The 24,230-nt window shown below is 32.2% G+C and carries 25 protein-coding genes; 12 read left to right on the forward strand and 13 right to left on the reverse strand.

Going from position 1 to position 24,230, the window contains the following annotated elements; translation table 11 throughout:
* Position 1: 1 nt before the first annotated feature.
* The 4 genes from dapB (at position 2) to ACJBCC_RS09055 (ending at position 3,311) form a co-directional block, all read left to right on the forward strand.
* The gene (gene dapB, locus ACJBCC_RS09040) at positions 2-703 is read left to right on the forward strand and encodes a 4-hydroxy-tetrahydrodipicolinate reductase (protein WP_407557001.1); all 702 of its coding nucleotides are present in this window, start codon (positions 2-4) and stop codon (positions 701-703) included.
* Between the two features lie 61 nt (positions 704-764).
* Positions 765-2,372 (forward strand): signal peptidase I, encoded by a 1,608-nt coding sequence (gene lepB, locus ACJBCC_RS09045; RefSeq protein ID WP_407557002.1) that lies wholly within the window; start codon positions 765-767, stop codon positions 2,370-2,372.
* Positions 2,373-2,375: 3 nt separating this feature from the next.
* The gene (locus ACJBCC_RS09050; RefSeq protein ID WP_407557004.1) at positions 2,376-2,996 is read left to right on the forward strand and encodes a WbqC family protein; all 621 of its coding nucleotides are present in this window, start codon (positions 2,376-2,378) and stop codon (positions 2,994-2,996) included.
* A 6-nt stretch (positions 2,997-3,002) separates the two neighbouring features.
* Positions 3,003-3,311: a DUF6122 family protein gene (locus ACJBCC_RS09055; RefSeq protein ID WP_299101353.1), complete on the forward strand. Its 309-nt coding sequence runs from the start codon at positions 3,003-3,005 to the stop codon at positions 3,309-3,311.
* On the opposite strand, the gene ACJBCC_RS09060 is transcribed toward ACJBCC_RS09055, so the two are convergent.
* From ACJBCC_RS09060 to ACJBCC_RS09090, 7 genes are all read right to left on the reverse strand, one after another.
* The gene (locus tag ACJBCC_RS09060) at positions 3,303-4,325 is read right to left on the reverse strand and encodes an endonuclease/exonuclease/phosphatase family protein (protein ID WP_299101351.1); all 1,023 of its coding nucleotides are present in this window, start codon (positions 4,323-4,325) and stop codon (positions 3,303-3,305) included. The genes ACJBCC_RS09055 and ACJBCC_RS09060 overlap by 9 nt on opposite strands.
* A 7-nt stretch (positions 4,326-4,332) precedes the next feature.
* Positions 4,333-5,202, reverse strand: coding sequence for a rhomboid family intramembrane serine protease (locus ACJBCC_RS09065; RefSeq protein ID WP_299101349.1), 870 nt, complete (start codon positions 5,200-5,202; stop codon positions 4,333-4,335).
* 2 nt (positions 5,203-5,204) lie between these two features.
* Positions 5,205-6,026, reverse strand: coding sequence for a rhomboid family intramembrane serine protease (locus ACJBCC_RS09070; RefSeq protein ID WP_299101347.1), 822 nt, complete (start codon positions 6,024-6,026; stop codon positions 5,205-5,207).
* 3 nt (positions 6,027-6,029) lie between these two features.
* Positions 6,030-7,892, reverse strand: a complete 1,863-nt coding sequence (mutL, locus tag ACJBCC_RS09075; protein WP_407557006.1) for a DNA mismatch repair endonuclease MutL — start codon at positions 7,890-7,892, stop codon at positions 6,030-6,032.
* Positions 7,892-8,176, reverse strand: a complete 285-nt coding sequence (locus tag ACJBCC_RS09080; RefSeq protein ID WP_407557007.1) for a riboflavin synthase subunit beta — start codon at positions 8,174-8,176, stop codon at positions 7,892-7,894. Before ACJBCC_RS09080 ends, mutL begins: the two co-directional genes overlap by 1 nt.
* 537 nt (positions 8,177-8,713) lie before the next feature.
* On the reverse strand, positions 8,714-9,220 hold the full coding sequence (gene ribH, locus ACJBCC_RS09085) for a 6,7-dimethyl-8-ribityllumazine synthase (RefSeq protein WP_407557008.1): 507 nt from the start codon (positions 9,218-9,220) through the stop codon (positions 8,714-8,716).
* A gap of 3 nt (positions 9,221-9,223) precedes the next feature.
* Positions 9,224-9,988: a tetratricopeptide repeat protein gene (locus ACJBCC_RS09090; protein WP_407557009.1), complete on the reverse strand. Its 765-nt coding sequence runs from the start codon at positions 9,986-9,988 to the stop codon at positions 9,224-9,226.
* Positions 9,989-10,127: 139 nt separating this feature from the next.
* Here ACJBCC_RS09090 and recF point away from each other — a divergent pair, with 139 nt between their 5' ends.
* The 3 genes from recF to ACJBCC_RS09105 all read left to right on the forward strand — a co-directional run bounded on the left by recF (position 10,128) and on the right by ACJBCC_RS09105 (position 12,079).
* Positions 10,128-11,207 (forward strand): DNA replication/repair protein RecF, encoded by a 1,080-nt coding sequence (gene recF, locus ACJBCC_RS09095; RefSeq protein WP_299101337.1) that lies wholly within the window; start codon positions 10,128-10,130, stop codon positions 11,205-11,207.
* The gene (locus ACJBCC_RS09100; protein WP_299101334.1) at positions 11,204-11,698 is read left to right on the forward strand and encodes a lipocalin family protein; all 495 of its coding nucleotides are present in this window, start codon (positions 11,204-11,206) and stop codon (positions 11,696-11,698) included. Before recF ends, ACJBCC_RS09100 begins: the two co-directional genes overlap by 4 nt.
* 84 nt (positions 11,699-11,782) lie before the next feature.
* Positions 11,783-12,079, forward strand: coding sequence for a DUF721 domain-containing protein (locus tag ACJBCC_RS09105; protein WP_299101332.1), 297 nt, complete (start codon positions 11,783-11,785; stop codon positions 12,077-12,079).
* Between the two features lie 60 nt (positions 12,080-12,139).
* Here ACJBCC_RS09105 and ACJBCC_RS09110 read toward each other — a convergent pair whose 3' ends face one another.
* The 3 genes from ACJBCC_RS09110 to ACJBCC_RS09120 form a co-directional block, all read right to left on the reverse strand.
* Positions 12,140-13,612 (reverse strand): T9SS type A sorting domain-containing protein, encoded by a 1,473-nt coding sequence (locus ACJBCC_RS09110; protein WP_407557010.1) that lies wholly within the window; start codon positions 13,610-13,612, stop codon positions 12,140-12,142.
* Between the two features lie 61 nt (positions 13,613-13,673).
* Complete coding sequence (locus ACJBCC_RS09115) at positions 13,674-14,378, reverse strand: M48 family metallopeptidase (protein ID WP_299101328.1); 705 nt, start codon at positions 14,376-14,378, stop codon at positions 13,674-13,676.
* A 92-nt stretch (positions 14,379-14,470) separates the two neighbouring features.
* Positions 14,471-15,406: a peptidylprolyl isomerase gene (locus tag ACJBCC_RS09120; protein WP_299101766.1), complete on the reverse strand. Its 936-nt coding sequence runs from the start codon at positions 15,404-15,406 to the stop codon at positions 14,471-14,473.
* A gap of 199 nt (positions 15,407-15,605) precedes the next feature.
* On the opposite strand from ACJBCC_RS09120, the gene ACJBCC_RS09125 reads away from it, so the two are divergent.
* The gene (locus ACJBCC_RS09125; RefSeq protein WP_407557011.1) at positions 15,606-16,058 is read left to right on the forward strand and encodes a hypothetical protein; all 453 of its coding nucleotides are present in this window, start codon (positions 15,606-15,608) and stop codon (positions 16,056-16,058) included.
* A gap of 85 nt (positions 16,059-16,143) precedes the next feature.
* Here ACJBCC_RS09125 and recQ read toward each other — a convergent pair whose 3' ends face one another.
* Positions 16,144-18,345, reverse strand: coding sequence for a DNA helicase RecQ (gene recQ / locus ACJBCC_RS09130; protein ID WP_299101324.1), 2,202 nt, complete (start codon positions 18,343-18,345; stop codon positions 16,144-16,146).
* Between the two features lie 88 nt (positions 18,346-18,433).
* Here recQ and ACJBCC_RS09135 point away from each other — a divergent pair, with 88 nt between their 5' ends.
* The 3 genes from ACJBCC_RS09135 to lptB all read left to right on the forward strand — a co-directional run bounded on the left by ACJBCC_RS09135 (position 18,434) and on the right by lptB (position 21,070).
* Positions 18,434-19,399 (forward strand): SIS domain-containing protein, encoded by a 966-nt coding sequence (locus ACJBCC_RS09135; RefSeq protein WP_299101322.1) that lies wholly within the window; start codon positions 18,434-18,436, stop codon positions 19,397-19,399.
* A complete protein-coding gene (tatC, locus tag ACJBCC_RS09140; RefSeq protein ID WP_407557012.1) occupies positions 19,399-20,217 on the forward strand; it encodes a twin-arginine translocase subunit TatC in 819 nt (272 codons plus the stop codon). Before ACJBCC_RS09135 ends, tatC begins: the two co-directional genes overlap by 1 nt.
* Positions 20,218-20,329: 112 nt before the next feature.
* Positions 20,330-21,070 (forward strand): LPS export ABC transporter ATP-binding protein, encoded by a 741-nt coding sequence (gene lptB / locus ACJBCC_RS09145; protein WP_407557013.1) that lies wholly within the window; start codon positions 20,330-20,332, stop codon positions 21,068-21,070.
* A gap of 321 nt (positions 21,071-21,391) precedes the next feature.
* On the opposite strand, the gene ACJBCC_RS09150 is transcribed toward lptB, so the two are convergent.
* Together ACJBCC_RS09150 and ACJBCC_RS09155 are read right to left on the reverse strand one after the other, a co-directional pair.
* Complete coding sequence (locus ACJBCC_RS09150) at positions 21,392-22,207, reverse strand: TerC family protein (protein ID WP_299101316.1); 816 nt, start codon at positions 22,205-22,207, stop codon at positions 21,392-21,394.
* 43 nt (positions 22,208-22,250) lie between these two features.
* Complete coding sequence (locus ACJBCC_RS09155; RefSeq protein ID WP_407557014.1) at positions 22,251-23,009, reverse strand: CDP-alcohol phosphatidyltransferase family protein; 759 nt, start codon at positions 23,007-23,009, stop codon at positions 22,251-22,253.
* A gap of 145 nt (positions 23,010-23,154) precedes the next feature.
* On the opposite strand from ACJBCC_RS09155, the gene ACJBCC_RS09160 reads away from it, so the two are divergent.
* Complete coding sequence (locus ACJBCC_RS09160) at positions 23,155-24,225, forward strand: PorV/PorQ family protein (RefSeq protein ID WP_299101312.1); 1,071 nt, start codon at positions 23,155-23,157, stop codon at positions 24,223-24,225.
* The last annotated feature ends 5 nt before the right edge of the window (positions 24,226-24,230 follow it).

The following is a 24,230-nucleotide window of genomic DNA, read 5'->3' on the forward strand; positions in this document are numbered from 1 at the left end:
TATGAAAATAGCACTACTCGGTTATGGTAGAATGGGCAAAAGTATTGAGGCTATCGCTGTAAATCGTGGTCACAGTATTACTTTGAAGGTTTCTGATAAAGACTCTGATTATGATTTTAAAAATGCTGATGTCGCTATAGACTTTAGCATTCCCTCTGTTGCTGTATATAATATTAAGAAAGCCTTAGACGCAGGAATTCCTGTAATTTCAGGCACGACAGGTTGGCTTGAACACTATGATGATATTGTTACGTATTGTAAGGACAATGATGGTACATTTCTATATGCCTCTAACTTTAGTTTAGGTGTAAATATCTTTTTCGAAATTAACAGAAGACTAAGTGAATTAATGTCTGGATTTAATGAGTATTCTACCGAGATGGTAGAAATTCATCATACTCAAAAACTTGATGCTCCAAGTGGTACTGCAATAACTTTAGCTGAAGAAGTTATAAAAAATTCTCACTATACCAACTGGACATTAGAGTCACCAGAACCTAACGAGATTTTTATTGATGCTAAACGCATTGAAAACATTCCTGGCACGCACGAGGTTACCTACAACTCAGAAATTGATTCTATAAACATTACACACACAGCACATAGTAGACAAGGGTTTGCGATGGGAGCTGTAATTGCTGCTGAATGGATTAAAGACAAAAAAGGCGTCTTTACTATGAAAGATGTGTTAAACATTGGTTAATTTACCAAAGTTTTGAAACAAATTGAAATAATTTTCAACCTACTAGATTAAATATTGCATTATGAACTGGACACAGTGGTTTATCTTTTTACTCGTATTACAAATCATTCATGGTTTAGGCACATGGAAATTATATGTGAAAGCAGGCAGAAAAGCTTGGGAAGCATTTATACCTGTTTATAACGCAGTTATATTAATGAAGATAATTACACGTCCTTGGTGGTGGGTAATTTTAATGTTTCTTCCTATTGTGAACCTAATAATGATTCCTGCTGCATGGGTGGAAACAGCACGCGCATTTGGAAAAGATACCAAGTTAGATGCTTTATTATGTATCGTTACCCTAGGATTTTACCTCTATTATTTAAATTATGTTGCAGATGTTGACTACGTTAAAGATAGAACACTTACGCCTAAAACATCGACAGGTGAATGGATTACCTCTATCCTATTTGCTATTGTAGCGGCTACCATCGTTCATACCTATTTCTTTCAACCTTTTGTAATTCCTTCATCTTCATTAGAAAAGTCATTACTTGTTGGCGACTTTCTAATTGTAAGTAAATTGCATTATGGACCAAGAGTACCAATGACAACTGTTGGAGCTCCAATGGTACACGATACTATTCCAAAATTAAACACCAAATCGTATTTATTTGATGATAATTATGAAGAACGTAACACCTCTTGGAAAAACAAACTTCAGTTACCTTATTTTAGATTACCTGGTTTTCAGAGCATAGAACGTAATGATATTGTAGTTTTCAATCAACCAGCAGATACGTTGTTGACTATGGATGACTTTAATCCAGACCGAAATTACTATAAACCAATTGACAAAAAAACCAATTTAGTAAAACGATGCGTAGGTGTTGCTGGTGATACGTTAGAGATTAGAAATGGCTATGTATTTATTAATGGCAAACAGAATAAATTGCCACCAAGAGCGCATATACAATTTTCTTATGATATTGTTTTTAAAAGACAATTACAACCCGCTCGAATTATAGACATATTAGAAAAACACGATATAACAGATGGTTTAGGCTACGGCACAACAGAAGGATCATATAGAATTCCAGCTGCAACAGCAGAAGCTATTTCAAGGTTAAAATCGCATCCTGAAGTTGAAACTATAACTGCAATAAAAACACCTGCTGGTGTCGATGGAGAAATTTTCCCAAGAGATCCTAATTATAAATGGAATATTGACAATTTTGGACCAATGTGGATCCCGAAAGCTGGAGCTACAGTTCAACTTAATACTGAAAATATTTCTATCTACAAGCGTGCCATTGGAGAATATGAAGGTCATAAAGTTGTGACGAGAGGTAATCAAATTTTTATTGATGACCAAGTTGCGACATCTTATACTTTTAATCAAGATTATTATTGGATGATGGGTGACAACAGACACAATTCTATTGACAGTAGATTTTGGGGATTTGTACCTTACGATCATGTTTTTGGTAAGCCTGTATTTATTTGGATGAGTTTAGACGGCATCAATAAAGGAATAAAGAATTGGAGACCACGTTGGGATAGAATTTTTACTACTGTAAGCGGAAGTGGCGCTCGTACATCTTATTTAATTCCTTTTATAATTCTTATTTTAGGAATCACATTCTTTAATAAATGGCGTAAAAAGAAAAAGGCAAAGGAAAGCTAAGATTTGAATACTCTAATATATCCAAGTTATTTTCCAAATATTGCTAATTTTTGGGCAATGGTAAATTCTGATTCTGTTTATTTTGAAGTAAGTGATAATTACCAAAAGCAATCTTATAGAAACCGAATGGAAATCTATGGCGCAAATGGAAAATTAGCACTGACGGTTCCGGTTAGTTATTCTCAAAAGAACAGACAATTATATAAGGATGTAAAAATTGCGAATGAGGAACACTGGCAAATTCTTCATTTAAAGTCGTTACAGTCTGCGTATAGCATGTCACCTTTTTTCGAGTTTTATATTGATGATTTAATGCTTCTCTTTGAGCAGAAATTTGATTTTATCTTAGATTTTAATTTAGAATGCTTTGATGTTATTAAAAATTGCCTTCAACTTGGCCTAGCACCAAATCACACTACATTCTTTGAAAAAGAACCTACTGGCAAAGTTGATTATAGAAATTTAGTAAAACGCAATACACAAATACACTCACTGCAGCCATACACACAAGTGTTTACAGAAAAACATGGATTTATTTCTAATCTTAGCATTTTAGATCTTTTGTTTAACGAAGGGCCAAATACAGAAATGTATTTACAACAACAGGTAATCACAATCAAATAACTAATTATGCTTCAGCCAATTGTACATTATGGAATACATTTTGGTTTACCATTAGTTATAGCATTACTTTTTTATAAAACCTATTGGTTAAAGGCTTATGGTATTATGATTTTAGGAATGCTCATAGATTTAGATCATCTCTTAGCGAATCCAATATTTGAGCCAAACCGCTGTAGTATTAATTTTCATCCGCTCCACTCCTACTATGTCATTGTAATTTATTTATTGATGCTCATACCTAAAAAGACGAGATTACTAGGCTTAGGATTAGTGATTCACATTATTGCAGATATTACAGACTGCAGCTTAATGTAGTTTTAAGGTTGCTTTTATGGGATAATGGTCTGAGAGTTTTTCTTCAAAGGTTTTAAAACCATTTACTGTAAAATCGTCGTGCGCCAAAATAAAATCAATACGCATTGGGAAGAATTTAAAATCATAAGTTCTACCAAAACCATTTCCAGCTTCTTCAAACGTATCTTTTAAGTCATCTCCTTTAACCTTTCTGTAGATGTAAGAATAGGCTGTGTTATTAAAGTCTCCTGTAACTATAGTTTTATAATGAGATTTAGCTTTGTGAGCTAAAAATAAATCAACCTGATCTTGTTGCGCCTTAAATGTAGATCCCACTTGCTTAAATAAATGACCTGATGTTTCATTCTTTAATTTATCCACATCAGTATCAATGCCAGAAGATTGTAAATGCAACGTATACACTCTTAAAGTATCTTTTTGTTTTACGACATCAACAAAAATGGCGTTGTTATATGTATTAGGAAATTCTAATGATCCGGAATTGATAATAGGATATTTAGAAAAAATAGATTGTCCGCCTTTAATTCCTGAGGTATACGTAGCATTAAAACTATAGTAACCATCTAACTTAATGGCGTTTCCACGACGGTATTCTTGAAAACACATTATATCAGGACTTTCAGTGGTTACTAATTTAATAACCTCTTCTTTTATTGTTTCACTCGGTAGCCAACCGTACCGATTTAACAATCTTACATTAAAAGACATGACTGTAAAATTATCTTCATCCTCTATTGCAGAAGACGCTGAGAATTTATACATAGAACCAATATAATTCCAGCCGAGAAGCAGAACTACAAGCGATAATAGCATTTGTTTTTTTACTCGTAATAGCCAAAATACAAAGAAAACTACATTAAGTATAATAAGTAACGGAACACCTAAACTCAGTACTGATAAAGTTGCAAAACTTTTAGGAGGTATGTAAGGTAAAATGTAAGAAATAAGCAGTAAAAATGCCACCAACGAATTGATGAAAAACAATATTTTACTACCAAATTTTAAACCTTTCACTATTTAATTATTTACCTGCTTTAAACAGAAATTCCTTCTCCTCGCTTGTGAGGCTCTCATATCCACTTTTACTAATCTTGTCGAGAATTAAATCTATTTTCTTCTGATTATTAAACGAATTAAACTCATCTTTAGTCTTACCAGCGTATTCCTTTTTGTTCTTTTTACGATGTACTGTTTTTAGATTAGATTTTGGTTTAAACAAACTCATAAAACTATCCATAGAGCGCTCAAAACCTAGGCCAATATCTGTACCTTTCAATAATCTAGTAGCATAGATATATCCTAACAAATAGCCTCCAAAATGCGCTACATAACCACCTTGATTAAGACCAGACAGCATTCTAAACAAATCCAATCCAACAATAACCATTGCAATATGCTTCCATTTTACATTGAAGGCATTAAATAACCTTATCTCAGTGTTAGGAATATAGACTGCCACAAATAGCAATAGCGCACTAACACCTGCAGATGCACCAACTAGCACATCATTTTCACCTATAAAGTTTACTGGTAAAAGATTGGCAACGGCCAAATACGCTAAACCTCCAAAAATAATTCCTAAAAAGTAAATATTAAGAATCATTTTTGATCTAAATAGATTGGTAGTCACTCTACTTAAATAAAAAAGAAACAACATATTTAATAGCAAGTGAAAAGGACCGCTATGCAAAAAACCATACGTTATTAATGACCATGGCTGAAATAAATAATTCATAAAGCCAGATGGTAATTCAAAATAGAAATAAACATTAAATCGCAATAACGATTTAAATACCAAGCCAATTAAAAACACAAGTACGTTAATGGCAATGATTTTGCCAAATACATCTAAGTTCTTAAACTTGTATTTTAAATTTTCAACTGTACTCATATTTAATTCCAACGGTATTTATCCTTGTCACTTTTTTTCCAATACCACATTACAATAAAACCTAATACAGCGCCACCAACGTGAGCCATATATGCTGTATTACTTGGACTAAAAAACGATTGACCAGTAAATGCTGAGATGATATCTAAAATAATTAATCCTGGAATAAAATACTTTGCTTTAACAGGAATTGGTAAAAATATCATCATTAACTTAGCATTAGGATTCATCATCCCAAAGGCCGCCATAATTCCCATAATACAACCAGATGCTCCAACCATTGCACTTAAATTCAGAACATTTAAATCAAATAAAGCACTAAATTGAGCTGCAGAAATAGACGTAGAGAAATTGGCGTCATTTAATAGTGGAATCATTTTTTCTTGCAAAATCTCTCCTCTTATCATATCACCATCTATTGCATTAATATTCATTATTTCATGCAACAAACTTGTACTCATATTCAAATTTCCTAAAGTTTGCATTGCAGAATAATAGTCAAAGTAATAATAACCTAACTGAAACAACAAAGCACCAAAACCAGCTGAAAAGTATATAAATAAAAACTTCGCAGTACCCAAACGCTCTTCTACTGGAGTACCAAACATCCAAAGAGCAAACATATTAAAAAGTAAATGTGCAGGACTCCCATGCATGAACATGTGCGTTATAACTTGCCATGGTTTAAACAAATCATTTGTTGGGAAATACATGGTAAACAATTCATCAAATAAATGACCATCACCAAGTGTGAGTTTTCCAACAAACATTACAACATTTATAATAATTAAATGCTTTACCGCATCAGTAATACTAAATCTCATATACTACATAAATTTTTTCTCAATATCATCAACTGCCATTGTAATAAACGTTGGTCTATTGGTTGGTGATACATTAGGTTCCTTACAAGCAAATAAACTATTTACCATATGTTCTTGCTCTGTGCTATTTAACGATTGTCCATTTTTTATTGCCAAGCTCTTAGCCATAGATTTTGCTAATAAATCTGACGCACTAAAATTAGTGTCTGGCACATCGTTTTCCACATCACTAATTAATTGTTCTAAAATAATAGAGACTTCACTTTCTGGCACACCAACCGGAACGCCTGTAATCACTATACCATCGGTATTTAATTCTGAAAACACAAAACCAGTATGCTCTAAGTTCGCTTTCAAGTCTTCTATTATTTTAGTTTCACTAGGCGTATAATGCAATTGCAACGGAAATAATAATTGCTGACTTGTAGCTTCTTGTATTGTTATATGCTTCAAGAAATTCTCATACAAAATACGTTGATGTGCTCTATTTTGATCAATAACTAACATCCCAGATTTTATAGTACTTACAATATACTTTTGTTGAAGTTGAAAAGTAGTTTTAGTGGTTTCTATTGTTGAATCACTAAATATAGATTCATTTTTAGGATCACTCTCAAAAGTAACTTCACTAAAATCAGATGGCGAATTGTTTCCTTTAGACTCTAAACCAACGTACAAACTTTCCCATGATGCTGCAGGTGCCGATTTAAACCCGCCATTATTATACGATGGCTTTGCACTTCGCTCTGGAGAATCATTAGAAAATGGATTAAAACTTCTATCTACCTCTATAGAAGGTGCAGCAGCTGACTTATCTTTATAATCGTAAGGTGTATCAAAACTACTTTGTTGTTCAAAATCTAATATTGGTGCAATATTAAATTGCCCTAAACTATGTTTTACTGCTGAACGTAAAATAGCGTACAACGTGTGTTCATCATCAAACTTAATTTCAGTTTTTGTAGGATGAATGTTTATATCAATAGACTTTGGATCTACTGTAAGATTTAAAAAATAGCTAGGATGATAGCCATCTTTTAGCAAACCTTCAAAAGCCGATTTAATAGCATGATTTAAATAAGGACTTTTTATAAAACGCTGATTTACAAAAAAGTACTGCTCTGACTTTGTTTTCTTAGAATATTCAGGTTTACCAACAAATCCTGAAATTTTTAGTACTTCTGTTTCTTCTTCAACTGGTACTAATTTTTCATTGGTTTTTGTTCCGAAAATGTGCACAACTCGCTGTCTGTAATTTTCCTGAGGCACATTAAACAAGTCGCTTCCATTATGATAAAATGCAAATGCAATATTTGGATGTGCTAAAGCCACGCGATGAAATTCATCTGTAATGTGGCGTAATTCTACTGTATCTGATTTTAAAAAATTTCGTCTTGCAGGAATATTAAAAAACAGATGTTTTACTGAAACCGAAGTACCAGTTGGTGTAACAGAAACATCTTGAGATTTCACTTCACTACCTTCAATAACAAGGACAGTTCCTAAATCATCGCGATCTAATTTAGTCTTTAATTCTACATGAGCAATGGCTGCAATACTTGCAAGTGCCTCTCCTCTAAACCCTTTAGTGTTGAGTTGAAACAAGTCTTCAGCCGCTCTAATTTTAGATGTTGCATGACGCTCAAAACTTAGGCGAGCATCAGTAACACTCATACCTTTACCATTATCTATAACTTGAACCAAGGTTTTACCAGCATCTTTAACAATGAGTTTTATTTCTGTTGCATTGGCATCAATTGCATTTTCTAATAGTTCTTTAACTACTGAAGCAGGACGCTGTACCACTTCACCAGCTGCAATTTGGTTAGCAACATGGTCTGGTAAAAGTTGAATAATATCTGACATTAGCTATTTGGGAGGAATATAGATAGATCAAAACCGATTATAAATAAAAACAACATAACTAACACAGCAATAATGATAAGAACGCGTTTATTAACGTTAGAATCTTGATTATGTTTATAATCATCAATGGCTGCATTGAACTTACCTTTAATACCCTTTGCCGGATTTACGGTTGTTCTTTTATCATCAAATTTGTGTTTAAGTTCAAAAGGACTTCCTTCACCTTTGTAAAAACGAGGCTTGTAGTTATACTTTCGATTTTTCTTCAATTTCATTATTCCCATAATTCTCTTATTTTATATATCCTTCTAGAATATAAAGTAATACAAAAATTAAAACTAAGATAACAACTAAAACTGGTAGCGATGTAAACACATTTCCTTTGCGTTTACTCTTACCATTAGCTTCGTTCCACTTCGTTTCAAAGTCGACTTTCGACTGATCAATATTGGAATCCTGAAGTCGAGATTTATAAGTAAATCGTTTATTTTTTCTTTGATTAAACAAATGACTTGTAAATTAAACTTGATTAATCTCAAAAGTACTGAAAATACAAGGAATTAACCCTTAAGGATTCCTTAAAATTATTAACAAAAAGAATGCCAGAGTTGGGAAGCAGTTTGGTAAAAAAATAAAAGAAGATTGTAGTGAAATAACTTTAATCTTCTTTTTTATTAAACATATGTCAACAAACACTAAACTGTTTACAAAACACAAGTATCATTTAACTGCTCACTTTACACTTATAACTTTTTACTACGGATTGAGACTGCAGACTGTAAACTGTAAACTGAGACTAAGACTAAGACTAAGACTAAAAACTACAAAGATTGTCCACGTAAATCTGCCATTTTTATAGCAGCAATAGCAGCTTCTGCACCTTTGTTACCATGTTTTCCTCCAGAACGATCAATAGATTGTTGCATATTATTATCTGTGAGTACACAGAAAATAACGGGAATATCACCTTTAAGATTTAAGTCTTTTATACCTTGAGTTACACCTTCACAAACAAAGTCAAAATGTTTGGTTTCACCTTGTATTACACAACCAATAACAATAATTGCATCTAACATGCCAGAATCTGCATAAATACTTTTGCTCATTCTTGCAGCACCATATGTAAGTTCAAACGTTCCAGGAACATTCCAACGTACAATATTTTCTTTAAGTGCTCCGCAATCTGTTAAGGCATCAAAAGCACCTTGCCAAAGACCTTCGGTAATTTTATCATTCCATTCTGAAACAACAATCCCAAACCGAAAATCTTTCGCGCTTGGGATTGTTGCTTTATCGTAATTCGATAAATTATGATTTGCAGTTGCCATATACTATAAGCTTGCTTCTACTTTTCCTATTAAAATTTCTGCATCTTTCATTTCGTTAGATGTAGAGAACTCAGATTGAATACGCTCTAAGAAACCTAAAGCTTTACTGTTATCACCTAAACTAATAGCAACTTTTGCCGCTTTCAATAAATATAAAGGTGTAGTATAATCATTTACATTAGCTTGAAAAGCTTTTTCGTAATACTCTAATGCTTTATCTGATTGGTTTAACTGTACAAATGCATCACCAATTCCTCCTTTAGCAATAGGATTTAACATTTTATCATCACTAGAAAAATCATCTAAATGTGAGATTGCTTTTTCGTAATTCTTTAAGTTTAAATACGCCATACCAGCATAATAATTTGCCAAATTAGCAGCAGGTGTTCCACCATAATTATTAATAATATCTAACATTCCATATTTACCTTCACCTCCATCTAAAGACATTTGGTAAAGTGAATCTGAAGACACACCACTAACAGCATCGTTAAAATATTTTTTAGCAGTGTACATTTCGTTCATTGCATCTTTTTCCTTTGGTTCAGCTACAAATTTATTGTAAGCCATAACTGCCAAAACAATTAATGCGATTATTGCAACAGCACCAATAATATACTTTTGGTTTCTTACTGCCCACTCCTCTGCTTTAGAAGCCCCTTCATCTAAAGAATTAAATACCTCAGCCGTTGTTGATTCTTCTTCAACAATCTCTACCTTCTCTTTTTGAGTTTTTGGTTTGTAGCCTCTTTTATTATACGTTGCCATAACTTGTCATTTTGTGCGTGCGCAAAAATAAAATTTTTATTGGGATTTAAAAGCCTATTTATTTGTTATTTTTGAATAATTAATTTCAAGGCTTAAAGCTTTTCTACATCACTAAAATCAAGGAAATCGTTCGTTTTTCATGAATCTAAACACACTATCACTAGTTAATTATAAAAATTTTGAAAGTCAGGTTTTCGATTTCGACGTCAAAATCAACTGTTTTGTTGGTGCAAATGGTATCGGAAAAACTAATGCGCTCGATGCTATTTACCACTTAGCTTTTGGAAAAAGTTATTTTAATCCTATAGCTGTTCAGAATATAAATCACAATGCTGATTTTTTTGCTGTGGATGGCAGATTTACTAAAAATGATCGTGACGAAAAAATAATAGTGTCTTTAAAAAAAGGGCAAAAAAAGATAATAAAGCGAAACGGAAAGGCTTATGATAAATTTAGCGAGCACATTGGTTTTATTCCTTTAGTCATAATTTCGCCAGCAGATCGCGATCTTATTATCGAAGGAAGCGATACACGACGTAAGTTTATTGATAGCGTAATTTCACAAAGTGATAAAAGTTATTTAACAGAACTTATTAGCTACAATAAGGTATTATCTCAGAGAAATGCTTTGTTAAAATATTTTGCGCTTAATACTACTTTTAATGCGGATACACTTGCAATTTATAATGAACAACTCCAAACATTTGGAAGTGAGATTTTTAAAAAACGAGATGCTTTTTTACAAACGTTTATTCCTATTTTTAAATCGCGATACGAAGCGATTAGTCAAAGTAAAGAACAAATCGATTTAAAATATAAAAGTGATTTATTTAATGCCGATTTACTAGAGTTATTAAACAAAAACATCAATAAAGACAAGGCTTTACAATACACAAGTGTTGGTACTCACAAGGATGATCTAGTATTTTTAATTGATGATTATCCCATTAAAAAATTTGGAAGTCAAGGGCAGCAAAAATCATTTTTAATTGCTTTAAAATTGGCTCAATTCGATTTTATAAAACAACAAAGTGGTGTCTCTCCTATTCTATTGTTAGATGATATTTTTGATAAACTAGATGAAAATAGAGTATCTCAAATAATAAACCTGGTAGATGACGAACATTTCGGTCAGATCTTCATCAGTGATACGCATGCAGAACGAACTGAAGATGTTATAAAACAAACACATCAATCTTATAAAATTTTTAAGTTATGATAGAGAAAAACCCAACTGTCGTTACTAAACAATATCGTGTTGAAAATTTCAGAAACCTAATAAATATCAGAACTAGTATTCTTATCCTTTTAAGTTTATTAGTCTTTAGTTGTTCTAAAAACCCTGAAAGTTATATTGAGCACATTGAAGGTTATTGGGAAATACAAGTAGCAACTTTAGCTGATGGCAGTAAGAAAGAGTACAAATTCAACGAAACTATAGATTACTTATCTGTTAATGACAGTTTAAAAGGTTTTAGAAAAAAACTAAAACCAGGAATTAACGATACTTATTTTACCTCTGGAGATGCTGAAAACATTGAGTTAAAAATTGATGGTAATAAATTAATCATTCTTTATGCTACACCTTATGCGAAATGGAGCGAGACCGTTTTAAATGCAGATAAAAAGGAGTTACGAATAATGAATGACGATGAAGACATATACCTATATAAAAGGTACGAATCTATAAAATTAGATTTACAAGATTAAATTAACACTAAAATTCAGGCTGTTTAATACAACAGTATTCTAACCAAATAATTCATTTACTTAATAATTAAGTAACTTTGCATTATGGCAAAACGAAATAACGATAACCAACCTATACAAGATATTCTAAAAGAATTTGTTCAGACCAACAATTTGCAGTCTGGTTTAGACAAAGTAGATGTTCGTGAAGCTTGGGCTAATCTTATGGGAAATGGCGTTAATAACTACACAACAGCAATTGAGCTTAAACATGAAACGCTATACGTACAATTAAGTTCTAGTGTTTTGCGGGAAGAATTAAGTTATGGCACAGAAAAAATCATAAAGATGCTTAATGAATCCGTTAAAAAAGACATCGTTAAAAAATTAGTACTTCGCTAAACTAGATATTATAAAGGGTAATCTTTAAATCGTTTTGATATAAATACGGTTTCAAACTTATTATTCTACTACAAGCTTCTTTATTTCTTTAGTATTATCGCCTTCAAATTCTAAAATATAAATCCCAGTTTTTAAGTTAATATGCATTTCGCTAGTACCGAATTGAATACTCTCTGTTGTTATTAATTTCCCTGCAATTCCGTAAATATGCATTTGTTTATATGTAGAGTTGTTTTCGACATTCAATTTACCATTGTTAGGATTAGGATAAATTTTCAGATTATTGAAAACTAAATCTTCTACACTTAAAAACGCACAATCAACAGGATCAAAAGTTACTAAGCCCAATGAATTATCATCATTAGCATGTACAATAACAGCCTCTGCATCTGCAAGTGTGTTTGGCGTATTAGTTTCATCCCAACAATTATGCATTGCCGTTAAGGCATTGCTTGTATTATTATAAAGCGCATAGGTTATACCTCCATTTCCGTTATCATCAAATACATTTTGGCCAACATTATCTACATCATCACCCAAATTAATTGTTGCTTCTCCAATTACTGTAATTCCCCATAAATTTCTTCGTATTTCGTTTCCGCTTGCAACGACTTCTAACCCAACAGACGATGTATTTAATGAAATTCCGCTTCCTCCTTGCAAAGGAATACCTTGTGTATCATTATCTTCAATGACATTATTTCTAATAAATGCAAAAGCATTATTACCAAGAATTGTTAGTCCATAACGGTTATCTCTAATAATATTATTATCTACAATTGCATTAATAGTTCCACCAACAAAATTAGAAACAGCAATACCACCAACCATATCTAAGCTACGATCACCTATGATAGTATTCTGTACAATTTGAAGCGGCTCAGAAGCTAAAGTTGTTCCTATATTGATTTGTGGTCTATTAGAATTTTCTTGATTATTGCCTTCTATATAATTATTAAAAATATAAGCAGAAACCATATTGGTTGCGCCAGAGCTAATGGCTGGTGTATCATTAAAACTTATAGTGTTATTGGTAATTTGGGCCATTCCTCTAGATAGAGAAATCACTGCACCTGTAGATATACCAGAAACATTATTACTTACTAAACAGTTATTAATAGTAAATGTTTCGGTAAGAACACGTAATCCTCCACCATATTCAATCGTTGAATTTTGAATATCTATAACAGAGAATTCTTCAAATCTAAAACCCTCGTAAGGTGCATTTGAATCTATGGCAGTAAAAGTAAAATTAGATGCATTTACCGTCATGTTTCCAAAAATAGTAATTCTAACATCTGCTCCTATTTCTAAAGTTGCTTCTGTGTCAATACTAAAAATATCTGATGCAGAAATCGTAAGATTATCGGTTAACGTATAGGTTGTACCAGAAACAGAAATAGTTGAGGGACTGGCAGCCACAAGGTCATCTAACGTATATGTTAAACCTGTATTTGGAGTAATGTATGCTTGGGCTGTTAAACCAACTACATTTCCAATAACGAATAATAAATTGAGTAATTTTTGCTTCATAAGTTTTGGTTTGGTTGACTACCAATTTAATGCAATTATTTAAGTTTAAAAAACAAGATGTTTATTTTTCGAATTTTTCTTTATTCGCTTCAATAAATCTTTTTGCTTTCTTGTTTTCTGGATAAATCTCAAGAGTCTTTTTAAAATTCACATAAGCTTCACGTTCGTTACCATTTAACATATAAGCTTCTCCTAAACTGTCATAAACATTTGCACTGTTAGGATGAAGCACTGCATTAATCTTTAGAATTTCTATAGCCTTGGGATACTCGTGCTTTCTAATAAAACTATACCCTAAACTATTAAAGTCCCATTCATCAATAAAACTGCTTGTTGAATCTTGCTGTTTAATCTTCAAATAGCCTTCCAATGCTTTATCATAATTTCCTTCGTTTAAGTAAGCACTTGGTGTTTTATAACCGTTTGGTACTTTTAGATAATCGTAAGTGATTTCACTAGTTCCATCTTCTGGTATAATAGACAAATAACGCTCTTTAGTTTTAGCGTGCTGTACAAACCTAAATTTCTTATACATATCTGCTACAAAAAATTCGTTTTGTGATATAGCAACAGGTTGTATTTTACCTCCTCTCCAATTTAGAAAGAGTTTATCATTTTCATAATAAACCATTATTAAATCATCTTGATTATAAAGATAGCCACCAGACGTTTCCTTTTTAAAGGTTTCAGAATAATCTATGTTGCCCGAACAACTAACAAATAACAAGGCTATTATTGACAAAAATAAAAGTGATTTCGTTTTCATAAGGATTGGTTTGATTAAATATTAAGCAAAAAAAAAGTCTCACTATAAGTGAGACGATTTTATATAAATTTTGTTACGTTAAAACGATTGTTTTATCCTTTAACCTCCATAAGTTCTACATCAAAAACTAAAGTTGCATTTGGTGGAATAACACCTCCTGCACCTGCAGCACCATAACCTAAATCACTAGGAATTACTAAACGCGCTTTATCGCCAACGTTTAATAAGCAAATGCCTTCATCCCAACCAGGAATTACTTGACCAATACCTACTTGAAAATCTAAAGGCGAATTTCTCTTATAAGACGAATCAAAAACAGTTCCGTCAGCTAATTGCCCTTTATAATGAACAGAAACCATATTTCCTTTTTCTGCTTTTTTACCGTCTCCTTTTTGAATCACTTTATAACGTAAACCAGAATCTGTTACATCAAAACCAGTAGCTAGTTTATCTAATTCTGCTTTTGCAGCTTCGCGTTCTGCAGCTATTCGTTTTTCACGAGAACCTTCAAAAGTTCTAAAAGCCTCAATGGCATTAAAATTTTCTGCCGCCTCACCTTGCTTTACTATTTCTATACTTTCTATAGCATCACCTTGCGCAATAGAATCTACAATATCTTGTCCTTCAACAACATTACCAAAAACAGTATGTTTACCATCTAACCAATCAGTAGCGACATGTGTTATATAAAACTGGCTACCGTTTGTACCAGGACCAGAGTTTGCCATCGCTAATACACCAGGACCAGAATGCTTTAAATCTGGATGAAACTCATCGTCAAACTTATAACCAGGATTACCAGTACCTGTTCCTTGAGGACAACCTCCTTGAATCATAAAATCTGGAATAACTCTGTGAAATTTTAATCCATCATAATATGGTGTTCCTTGTGGTTTAGCCGAATTCTCTAAATTACCTTCTGCTAAAGCCACAAAATTACCAACTGTACCTGGAGCTTTTTCGAACTCTAGATTTACTAAAATAGCACCTTTTGTAGTGTTAAATTTTGCGTATAAACCGTCTTGCATTGTGTTTTCTTTTGTTTGAAGTTGCAAAGATAGGCAATGATTTATGAATTCCGAATTTAGATGAAAGTTTTGCGAATATGATAAAAAGATGACTGATGACTGATGACTGATGACTGATGACTGATGACTGATGACTGATGACTATAATAAAATTTGAGATTTAACTTAATAAGGTTAGTTTTGAGAAAAAATAAATAATATGGCATTTTCTATATCTAAAATATTTGGCAATAAATCATCGCAATCTAAAACTAACGACGGCGTTGAAGCTATAATAAGAGATGTGGAAAACCAACCTTATGGTGTGGCAGAGCATAATGTACTTTTTGCAGGTTTAAATGAGTTAGGTGGTTACTACTTTTTTCAAACTGTAATTGTTGGTCAGCTTAATGTAAAATGTAAAACTGGTGCTACACTTACTTTTAGCGGCGAAAATTTTGAATTACAATTAGATTCTGATATGCCTGAGTTTGAATCTGACCGCTCTAGTATAAAAGGTAGAAATATTACAAAAATAGATTTTCAAGTTGAAGAAAGTGACGTTAAAAAACTAGAAAATGCGACACTCAACAGTGTACTTATCATAGTTAAAAATCACAAGCTTTTGTTTGAAAAAGTAGTGATTGAGAACACAACTGACGAGGAGGAGTAAAAAAAAAAAAAAATCCGATTAAATTCAGAATAATACCTTTCTAAACTCAATCGGACTGATTAATGTATTTATATAAAGTTAAGGCTTAGTTTGCAACCTCACTCATAAATTTAATTCGATAAAGACGTAATTCTTCATCATCATAATCACCATCGAATTCTTCGATAGCATCGTCTATTTTATCACTTTCAGATTCCATAAAATAATCATGAATCTCTTCTTGCTGATCTTCATCTAAAATATCATCTATCCAGTAATTGATATTCAATTTTGTGCCAGAGAAAACTATAGATTCCATCTCTTTTATAAACTGCGGCATTTCCATACCTTTAGAAGACGCGATATCACTTAGCGGCAATTTTCTATCTACATTCTGTATAATATATAATTTTATTGCAGAATTTGTACCTGTCGATTTAACGACCATATCGTCTGGTCGCATCACATCATTTTCTTCAACATAATCTGCGATTAGACCAACAAAATCCTTTCCATATTTTTTAGCTTTACTCTCTCCTACGCCATGAACATTAGATAACTCCTCTATTGTAATTGGGTATTTTAAAGCCATATCTTCTAAAGAAGGATCCTGGAAAATAACAAATGGAGGTACGCCTAATCGTTTTGCATTTCGTTTACGCAGATCTTTAAGCATTTTCATTAACTTTTCGTCTGCTGTTACACCTCCTCCTTTAGAGTTAGTTACAATACCATCATTAGATTCATCATCAAAAACATGGTCTTCTGCCATTAAAAAAGATTCTGGTTTAGAAATAAATGCTAAACCATCATCACTTAATCTTAAAACGCCATAAGTTTCAATATCTTTCTTTAGATAACCAGCAACTAATACTTGACGTATTAGTGCCATCCAAAATCTTTTATCTTTATCTTTTCCTATTCCAAAAAATGGTTGTGTGTCTGTTTTATGAGAAGAAATTAGAGCATTTGCATTACCAACTAGAACTTGTACTAAATCCTTAGACTTATATTTTTCATTGGTTTTTTTAACTGTTTCTAATAATACTTTAACCTCATCTTTGGATTCAACTTGCTTTTTAGGATGGCGAACATTATCATCCATATCGCCTCCTTCGCCAGTTGCATTATCAAATTCTTCGCCAAAATAATGTAGTATAAATTTTCTTCTAGATACCGAAGTCTCAGCAAAAGCAACAACTTCTTGTAACAGTGCGTGCCCAATTTCTTGCTCTGCTACAGGTTTACCTGCCATAAATTTTTCTAGCTTCTCAATATCTTTGTATGCATAGTAGGCTAAACAATGTCCTTCTCCTCCATCTCGTCCTGCTCTACCAGTTTCTTGGTAATAACTTTCTATACTTTTAGGAATATCATGATGTATAACAAAACGCACGTCTGGTTTATCAATTCCCATCCCAAATGCAATAGTCGCTACTACAACGTCTGTATCTTCCATTAAGAACATATCTTGATGTTTCACTCTTGTTTTAGCATCTAAACCTGCATGATAAGGAACTGCCTTTACACCATTTACTTGCAGAACTTGAGCTAATTCTTCAACTCGTTTTCTACTTAAACAATAAACAATACCAGATTTTCCTTCATTCTGTTTTACAAAACGTATAATATCAGCATCAACATTTTTTGTTTTAGGACGCACTTCATAATAAAGATTTGGTCTATTAAATGATGCTTTAAAAGTTACAGCTTTAGGCATTCCTAAACTTTTCAAAATATCTTCTTGAACTTTAGGTGTCGCTGTTGCAGTAAGACCTACAATAGGAATATCATCACCTATTCGCTTAATTATTGTTTTTAAATTTCTGTATTCTGGTCTAAAATCGTGTCCCCATTCACTGATACAATGGGCTTCATCAACGGCCATAAATGAAATCTTAACCGTACGAAGAAAATCTACATATTCTTCTTTTGTTAACGATTCTGGCGCAACATAAAGCAATTTTGTGATCCCATTTGTAATATCATCCTTAACGCGTTTTACTTCTGTTTTATTCAAAGAAGAGTTTAAAACATGCGCTACACCTTCGTGTTCAGACACAGCTCTAATAGCATCTACTTGATTTTTCATAAGTGCAATAAGTGGAGAAACAACGATGGCTGTTCCTTCTTTTATTAGCGCTGGTAATTGATAACATAAAGATTTACCGCCTCCTGTTGGCATAATAACAAAGGTGTTATTGCCAGCTACGACGTTCTTTATAACTTCTTCTTGAAGACCTTTGAATCCTGAAAATCCAAAGTACTTTTTTAATGCGGAGTGTAAGTCAATTTCTGCAATACTCATTAATCCCTATTGGTATTTTATATACATTTGCAACAACTTTAAAGATAACAAATTCTTTATATCTAAAAAACTCTTTAAAAAATAAGTTTTGAACACTAAGCAATCTATCTTAAAAACTGCAAAGACAACAATACAATTAGAAAGTAAAGCTATAAATAATTTATCGGATTTACTAACTGATGATTTTGCTGATGCGGTAGAACTCATCTATAAGTCTAAAGGAAGGGTTATAATTACTGGTATTGGTAAAAGTGCCATTATTGCTAATAAAATTGTAGCAACCTTAAACTCTACTGGGACACCGTCGGTTTTTATGCATGCAGCAGATGCCATACATGGCGATCTTGGATTAATACTGAAAGATGATGTTGTAATCTGTATTTCTAAAAGTGGAAATACACCAGAAATTAAAGTTTTGGTGCCACTTATTAAGAATGCTAATAATAAAATGATTGCAATTACTGGTAATAAAGACTCATTTTTAGGACAGCAAGCAGATTTTATTTTAAATACGTTTGTTGCTCAAGAAGCTTGCCCAAATAATTTAGCTCCTACAACGAGTACTACTGCTCAATTGGTTATGGGAGACGCCGTAGCGGTTTGTTTGCTAGAATTACGAGGATTCTCTAGTAAGGATTTTGCAAAATATCATCCAGGAGGCGCATTAGGTAAGCGCTTATATTTAAGAGTAAACGATTTATCTTCACAAAACCAAAAACCTTTAGTTCGCTTAGACGCTTCTTTAAAAGAAGTTATTGTAGAAATTACAGAAAAAATGTTAGGTGTTACTGCGGTTGTAGAAAACGGAAAAATTGTCGGAATTATTACAGATGGCGACTTAAGACGAATGTTAAGTAAGAGTGATGATATTTCAGGGTTAACAGCTAAAGACATTATGAGCAACAATCCTAGGCGAATAACGGAAGATGCCATGGCTATAGACGCTAAAGAAGTTATGGAAGAGTTTAATATCTCTCAATTATTAGTAGAGCAAAATGGTAAATATGCAGGTGTTGTTCACTTGCACGATTTAATAAAAGAAGGCATTATATAATGGCGAGAAAGCAAGTAGATGAGATGTCTTTTTTAGATCATCTTGAAGAATTAAGGTGGCATTTAGTAAAAGCGGTTGCAAGTATTGTTATAGCCGCAACATTAGCTTTTATTTTTAAAGATTTTGTAGTAGGTATCATTATGGCACCTAAACATATGGATTTCCCTACCTATGTTGCACTTTGTGACTTATCTACTTTTTTTGGTATGGACATGTCTTTTTGCGCTAATGAATTACCGTTTCAAATTGAAGTAAGATCTGTTGGTGGCCAATTTTCTGCACATATATGGACATCAATTTATGCTGGTTTGGTTATCGCATTCCCTTATGTTCTTTACCAATTATGGTCTTTTATTAGTCCAGGTTTACAAGATAATGAACGTAAAAGCTCTAGAGGATTTATTTTAATTGCTTCCTTACTATTCTTTTTAGGAGTTGCATTTGGTTACTATGTTATTACGCCATTATCACTCAACTTTTTAACTAATTATGAGTTTGCAGAAGAGGTTTCTAATGCCTTTGATTTAAGCTCTTACAATTCTATTGTAAGATCATCTTCATTAGCTGCTGGTTTTGTTTTTGAACTTCCTATAATTATATATTTCTTAACTAAAGTAGGATTAGTAACGCCACAAATATTAAGAAAGTATAGAAAATATGCGCTTGTCGTTGTACTTATTCTTTCAGCAATTATTACACCTCCAGACATTGCTAGTCAGGTTATTGTAGCAATTCCTATTTTATTATTATACCAAGTAAGTATCTATATCTCTGCGATAGTGATTAGAAAGCAAAATAGAAAAACTAAAAAAGCCTAATTGTTTTTTTAAGTTCTAACTATTTCTTAAGATGGTTAAACTTATAATAAATGATACCTAAAGCCAACGCATTACATATGAATTTATTAATTTTAACGTTCTAACACATACTATGAAGTTACGAGCAGAACATTTAATGAAGTCCTATAGTGGACGAAAAGTTGTAAAAGACGTTTCGCTAGAAGTAAATCAAGGCGAAATTGTTGGTTTACTTGGTCCTAATGGTGCAGGTAAAACAACCTCTTTTTATATGATTGTTGGCATCATAAAACCCAATGGAGGTAATATCTATTTAGATGATACTAATATAACTAAATACCCTATGTACAAGCGTGCTCAAAATGGTATTGGCTACCTTGCTCAAGAAGCTTCAGTATTTAGAAAACTTAGTATAGAAGATAATATTTTAAGTGTGTTACAGCTTACTAAATTAAGTAAGAAAGAACAGCATGAAAAAATGGAATCTTTAATTGAAGAGTTTGGTTTAGGACATATTAGAACTAATAGAGGCGATTTATTATCTGGTGGAGAAAGACGACGAACCGAAATAGCGAGAGCTCTAGCAACAGATCCAAGTTTTATTCTATTAGATGAGCCTTTTGCTGGTGTAGACCCTGTTGCTGTAGAAGACATTCAGCGCATCATTGCAAAACTTACAAAGAAAAATATCGGGATTCTAATAACTGATCACAACGTACAAGAAACTCTAGCCATTACAGACAGAACTTATTTAATGTTTGAAGGTAAAATTCTTAAAGCTGGTAAGCCAGAAGAATTAGCTAGTGATGAAATGGTGCGTAAAGTATATTTAGGACAGAATTTTGAACTACGTAAAACTAAAATAGCATTCTAATCTATTTATTGCTATTCTTTAATTTTTGTATTACCAACAACACGCCATAAACAAATACAGATTGTATCACGAGGTTAATTGCCCAATATATAAGAACCATAAATAGATTTTCCGACACAAAAAATGGCAAATTACTATTTATTAAGCTTAAAGGTATACTGCAAATTGAAATTAATATCGAAGTTATAGACGTTAAATCACTATCCGCTTTTGATAATAATATATCTGCCAACCCAATTATAATTTGAATGGCCATTATGGTAACGAAAATATAGATTAAATATTTAAGCTTATACTTTTGCATGCGACTAAGTGATTTTGTTATTTATTTGCTGTTTCTTGCTCTTTCTCTTTAATCAAATTCTTTTGATAACGGCCTTGTACAACATCCACAATTACTAAAACAACTATTACAAAATAGAAGGTTGTTTTACTCATTGGTACAATTTCATTTCCAAATATTTTTAAGTGCGCTAAATGACCTCCTTCTGTAATTAGCATAATTCCAACGATAAATAAAATGAATAGACCTAATACTTCATACATTCTATTCTTAGCCAAGAATGTAGAAATTCTATCAGCCAAAAACAACATTAATAAACCACTCGCAACAATAGCAATTGCCATAACAATAAATGCTGTTGTAGAATCTTCAATCTCACTTGTAAGGCCTATTGCGGCTAAAATTGAATCGAAAGAAAACACTAAGTTCATTATAACTATGCTAACAATAACAGCATTCGCAGTTTTAGATCTTTTATCGTTTCCTCCTTCTACATCGTGACTTAAATCTGGTGTGGCAATCATATGCCATATTTCCTTAATAGCTGTATAGATTATAAATCCACCACCAATTAAAACGATAATACTATGACCATTAAATGCAAAATCTATTACATTTTCTATATGACCTGTTAAAAAGGAAAATGGTTCTTGAAAGAATCCAATAACCTTTACTAAAACAAAAAGCAATACAATCCTTAACACTATGGCTATGAGAATTCCAATTTTCCTAACTCGTTTTTGTTCCTCTAAAGGTGCTTTTTTAGATTCTAATGAAATATAAAGTAAATTATCAAAACCTAAAACTGCTTGCAGCATTACAAGCATTAAAAGTGTAAAAAGAATTTCTGCCATAAGTTATAAACTATTGAAGGTAAATGTAATTGGTTATTTGTTATTAATTAATATTTTTTCTATCAACTATCGACAATATTAGATACAATGCAATTATTAGAGGAATTGCAGCAAATTGGAGTACTATCAACAGTACAACGCTCAGTATTAAAAAAATATACCTAACAGCATTATCTCTAAATTTCCAGTTTTTAAATTTTAATGCAAACAGTTTTATATTAGAATTCAAAAGGTAGCAACTTAATAATGTTAACCCTATTAAAAACCATTTATTAATAATTATAGCATTCATAACATCGCTATTTTGATATTCTAAAATCAAAGGCAATGATAAAATGACCAAGGTATTTGCTGGCACTGGCAATCCTTTAAAATAGGTTTGCTGATCTTCGTCTAAATTAAATTTAGCAAGTCTGTAAGCAGAAGCTAACGCAATTAACAAACCAAACAGTGGCAAAATAGGAACCTCTAACATCTCTAATTCAAAACCAGAATTCCAACTATTTTTATTACCGTTAAATTCTGGAGCATTTATAGCTAAAGAAATAAGCTTAAACATTATTACGCCTGGAACAACACCACTTGTCACTAAATCAGCGAGAGAATCTAATTGAATCCCCAAAGGACTCTGAACATTTAATTTTCGTGCTAAAAGTCCATCAAAAAAATCGAAAAATATGCCTAAAAAAACAAATATAGCAGCAGCAACAAAATTACCATAGACTGCAAAAATTACCGCAATACAGCCCGAAAACAAATTGAGTAACGTTACTATATTTGGTATATGTCTTTTAAAACTCATAAACTATAATTTGTGTAAAAATATAAAAGTATTTTAGTGTAAACTTACTTTTTTTAAAATTGAACCTAAAGAAAACAATAACAACGGCAATTTACAGTTAAATAGATAGAAAAATAATGTGCATCTTTGTAAAAAAATATTGCTGTTGAAAAATTACGCTGTAATTCTCTTAACACTTACTACACTTATAGCTACGGCTCAAACTACAAGAAAATATTCAAATGAATTTATGAGTATTGGTGTAGATGCTGCTGCATTAGGTATGAGTAACGCAGTTGTATCGCATACTGCTGATGTAAATTCCGGATATTGGAATCCGGCAGGATTAGTGCATCTCGAAGACAAACAACTCGCATTAATGCATTCTAGTTATTTTGCTAACATAGCTAATTACAATTATATTGGTTACGGAATGCCATTAGATGATAAAAGTGCATTAGGCATTTCACTTATTAGGTTTGGTGTTGATGATATTTTAGACACAACACAATTAATTGATGATCAAGGAAATATTAATTATGATAGAATAAGCACATTCTCCACAGCAGATTACGGACTTACATTCTCATACGCAAGAAAATTGCCTTTAGATGGATTAAATTTTGGTGTAAATGCTAAAATAATTAGAAGAATCATTGGAGATTTCGCCTCTTCTTGGGGTTTTGGCTTAGATGCAGGCATTCAATTTGAAGGGAATAATGACTGGAAGTTTGGTATAATGGCCAGAGATATTACCACCACATTTAATGCATGGTCTATAGATGAAGAAAAATTTGAACAAATTAGTGGTGCCATCGATGGAGAAAACCAAGAACTACCCGAAACAACAGAAATCACAATTCCTAAATTAGAAATAGGACTATCTAAAATGTGGATATTTCATTACGATTACACTTTACAAGCTGCTGCAAACTTAAATGTACGATTTGCAGAAAACAATGATATTATTTCAACCTCTTTTGCCAGTATAAATCCTGCATTAGGATTTGAATTTGGTTATACTGACTTAGTATTTTTAAGAGGTGGTGTTGGTAATTTTCAAAATGAAATTCAAATTGACGATTCGGAGCAGGTTTCATTTCAACCCAACTTCGGTGTGGGTTTTAAATACAAAGGAATACAGATAGATTATGCCTTTACCGATATTGGTGACCAAAGTGCTGCGCTCTATTCTAACGTATTCTCTTTAAAAATAGATTTTGGTGTCTTTAGATAGAACTT

Source organism: Winogradskyella sp. 4-2091, assembly GCF_045765065.1.
Classification (GTDB): Bacteria; Bacteroidota; Bacteroidia; order Flavobacteriales; family Flavobacteriaceae; genus Winogradskyella.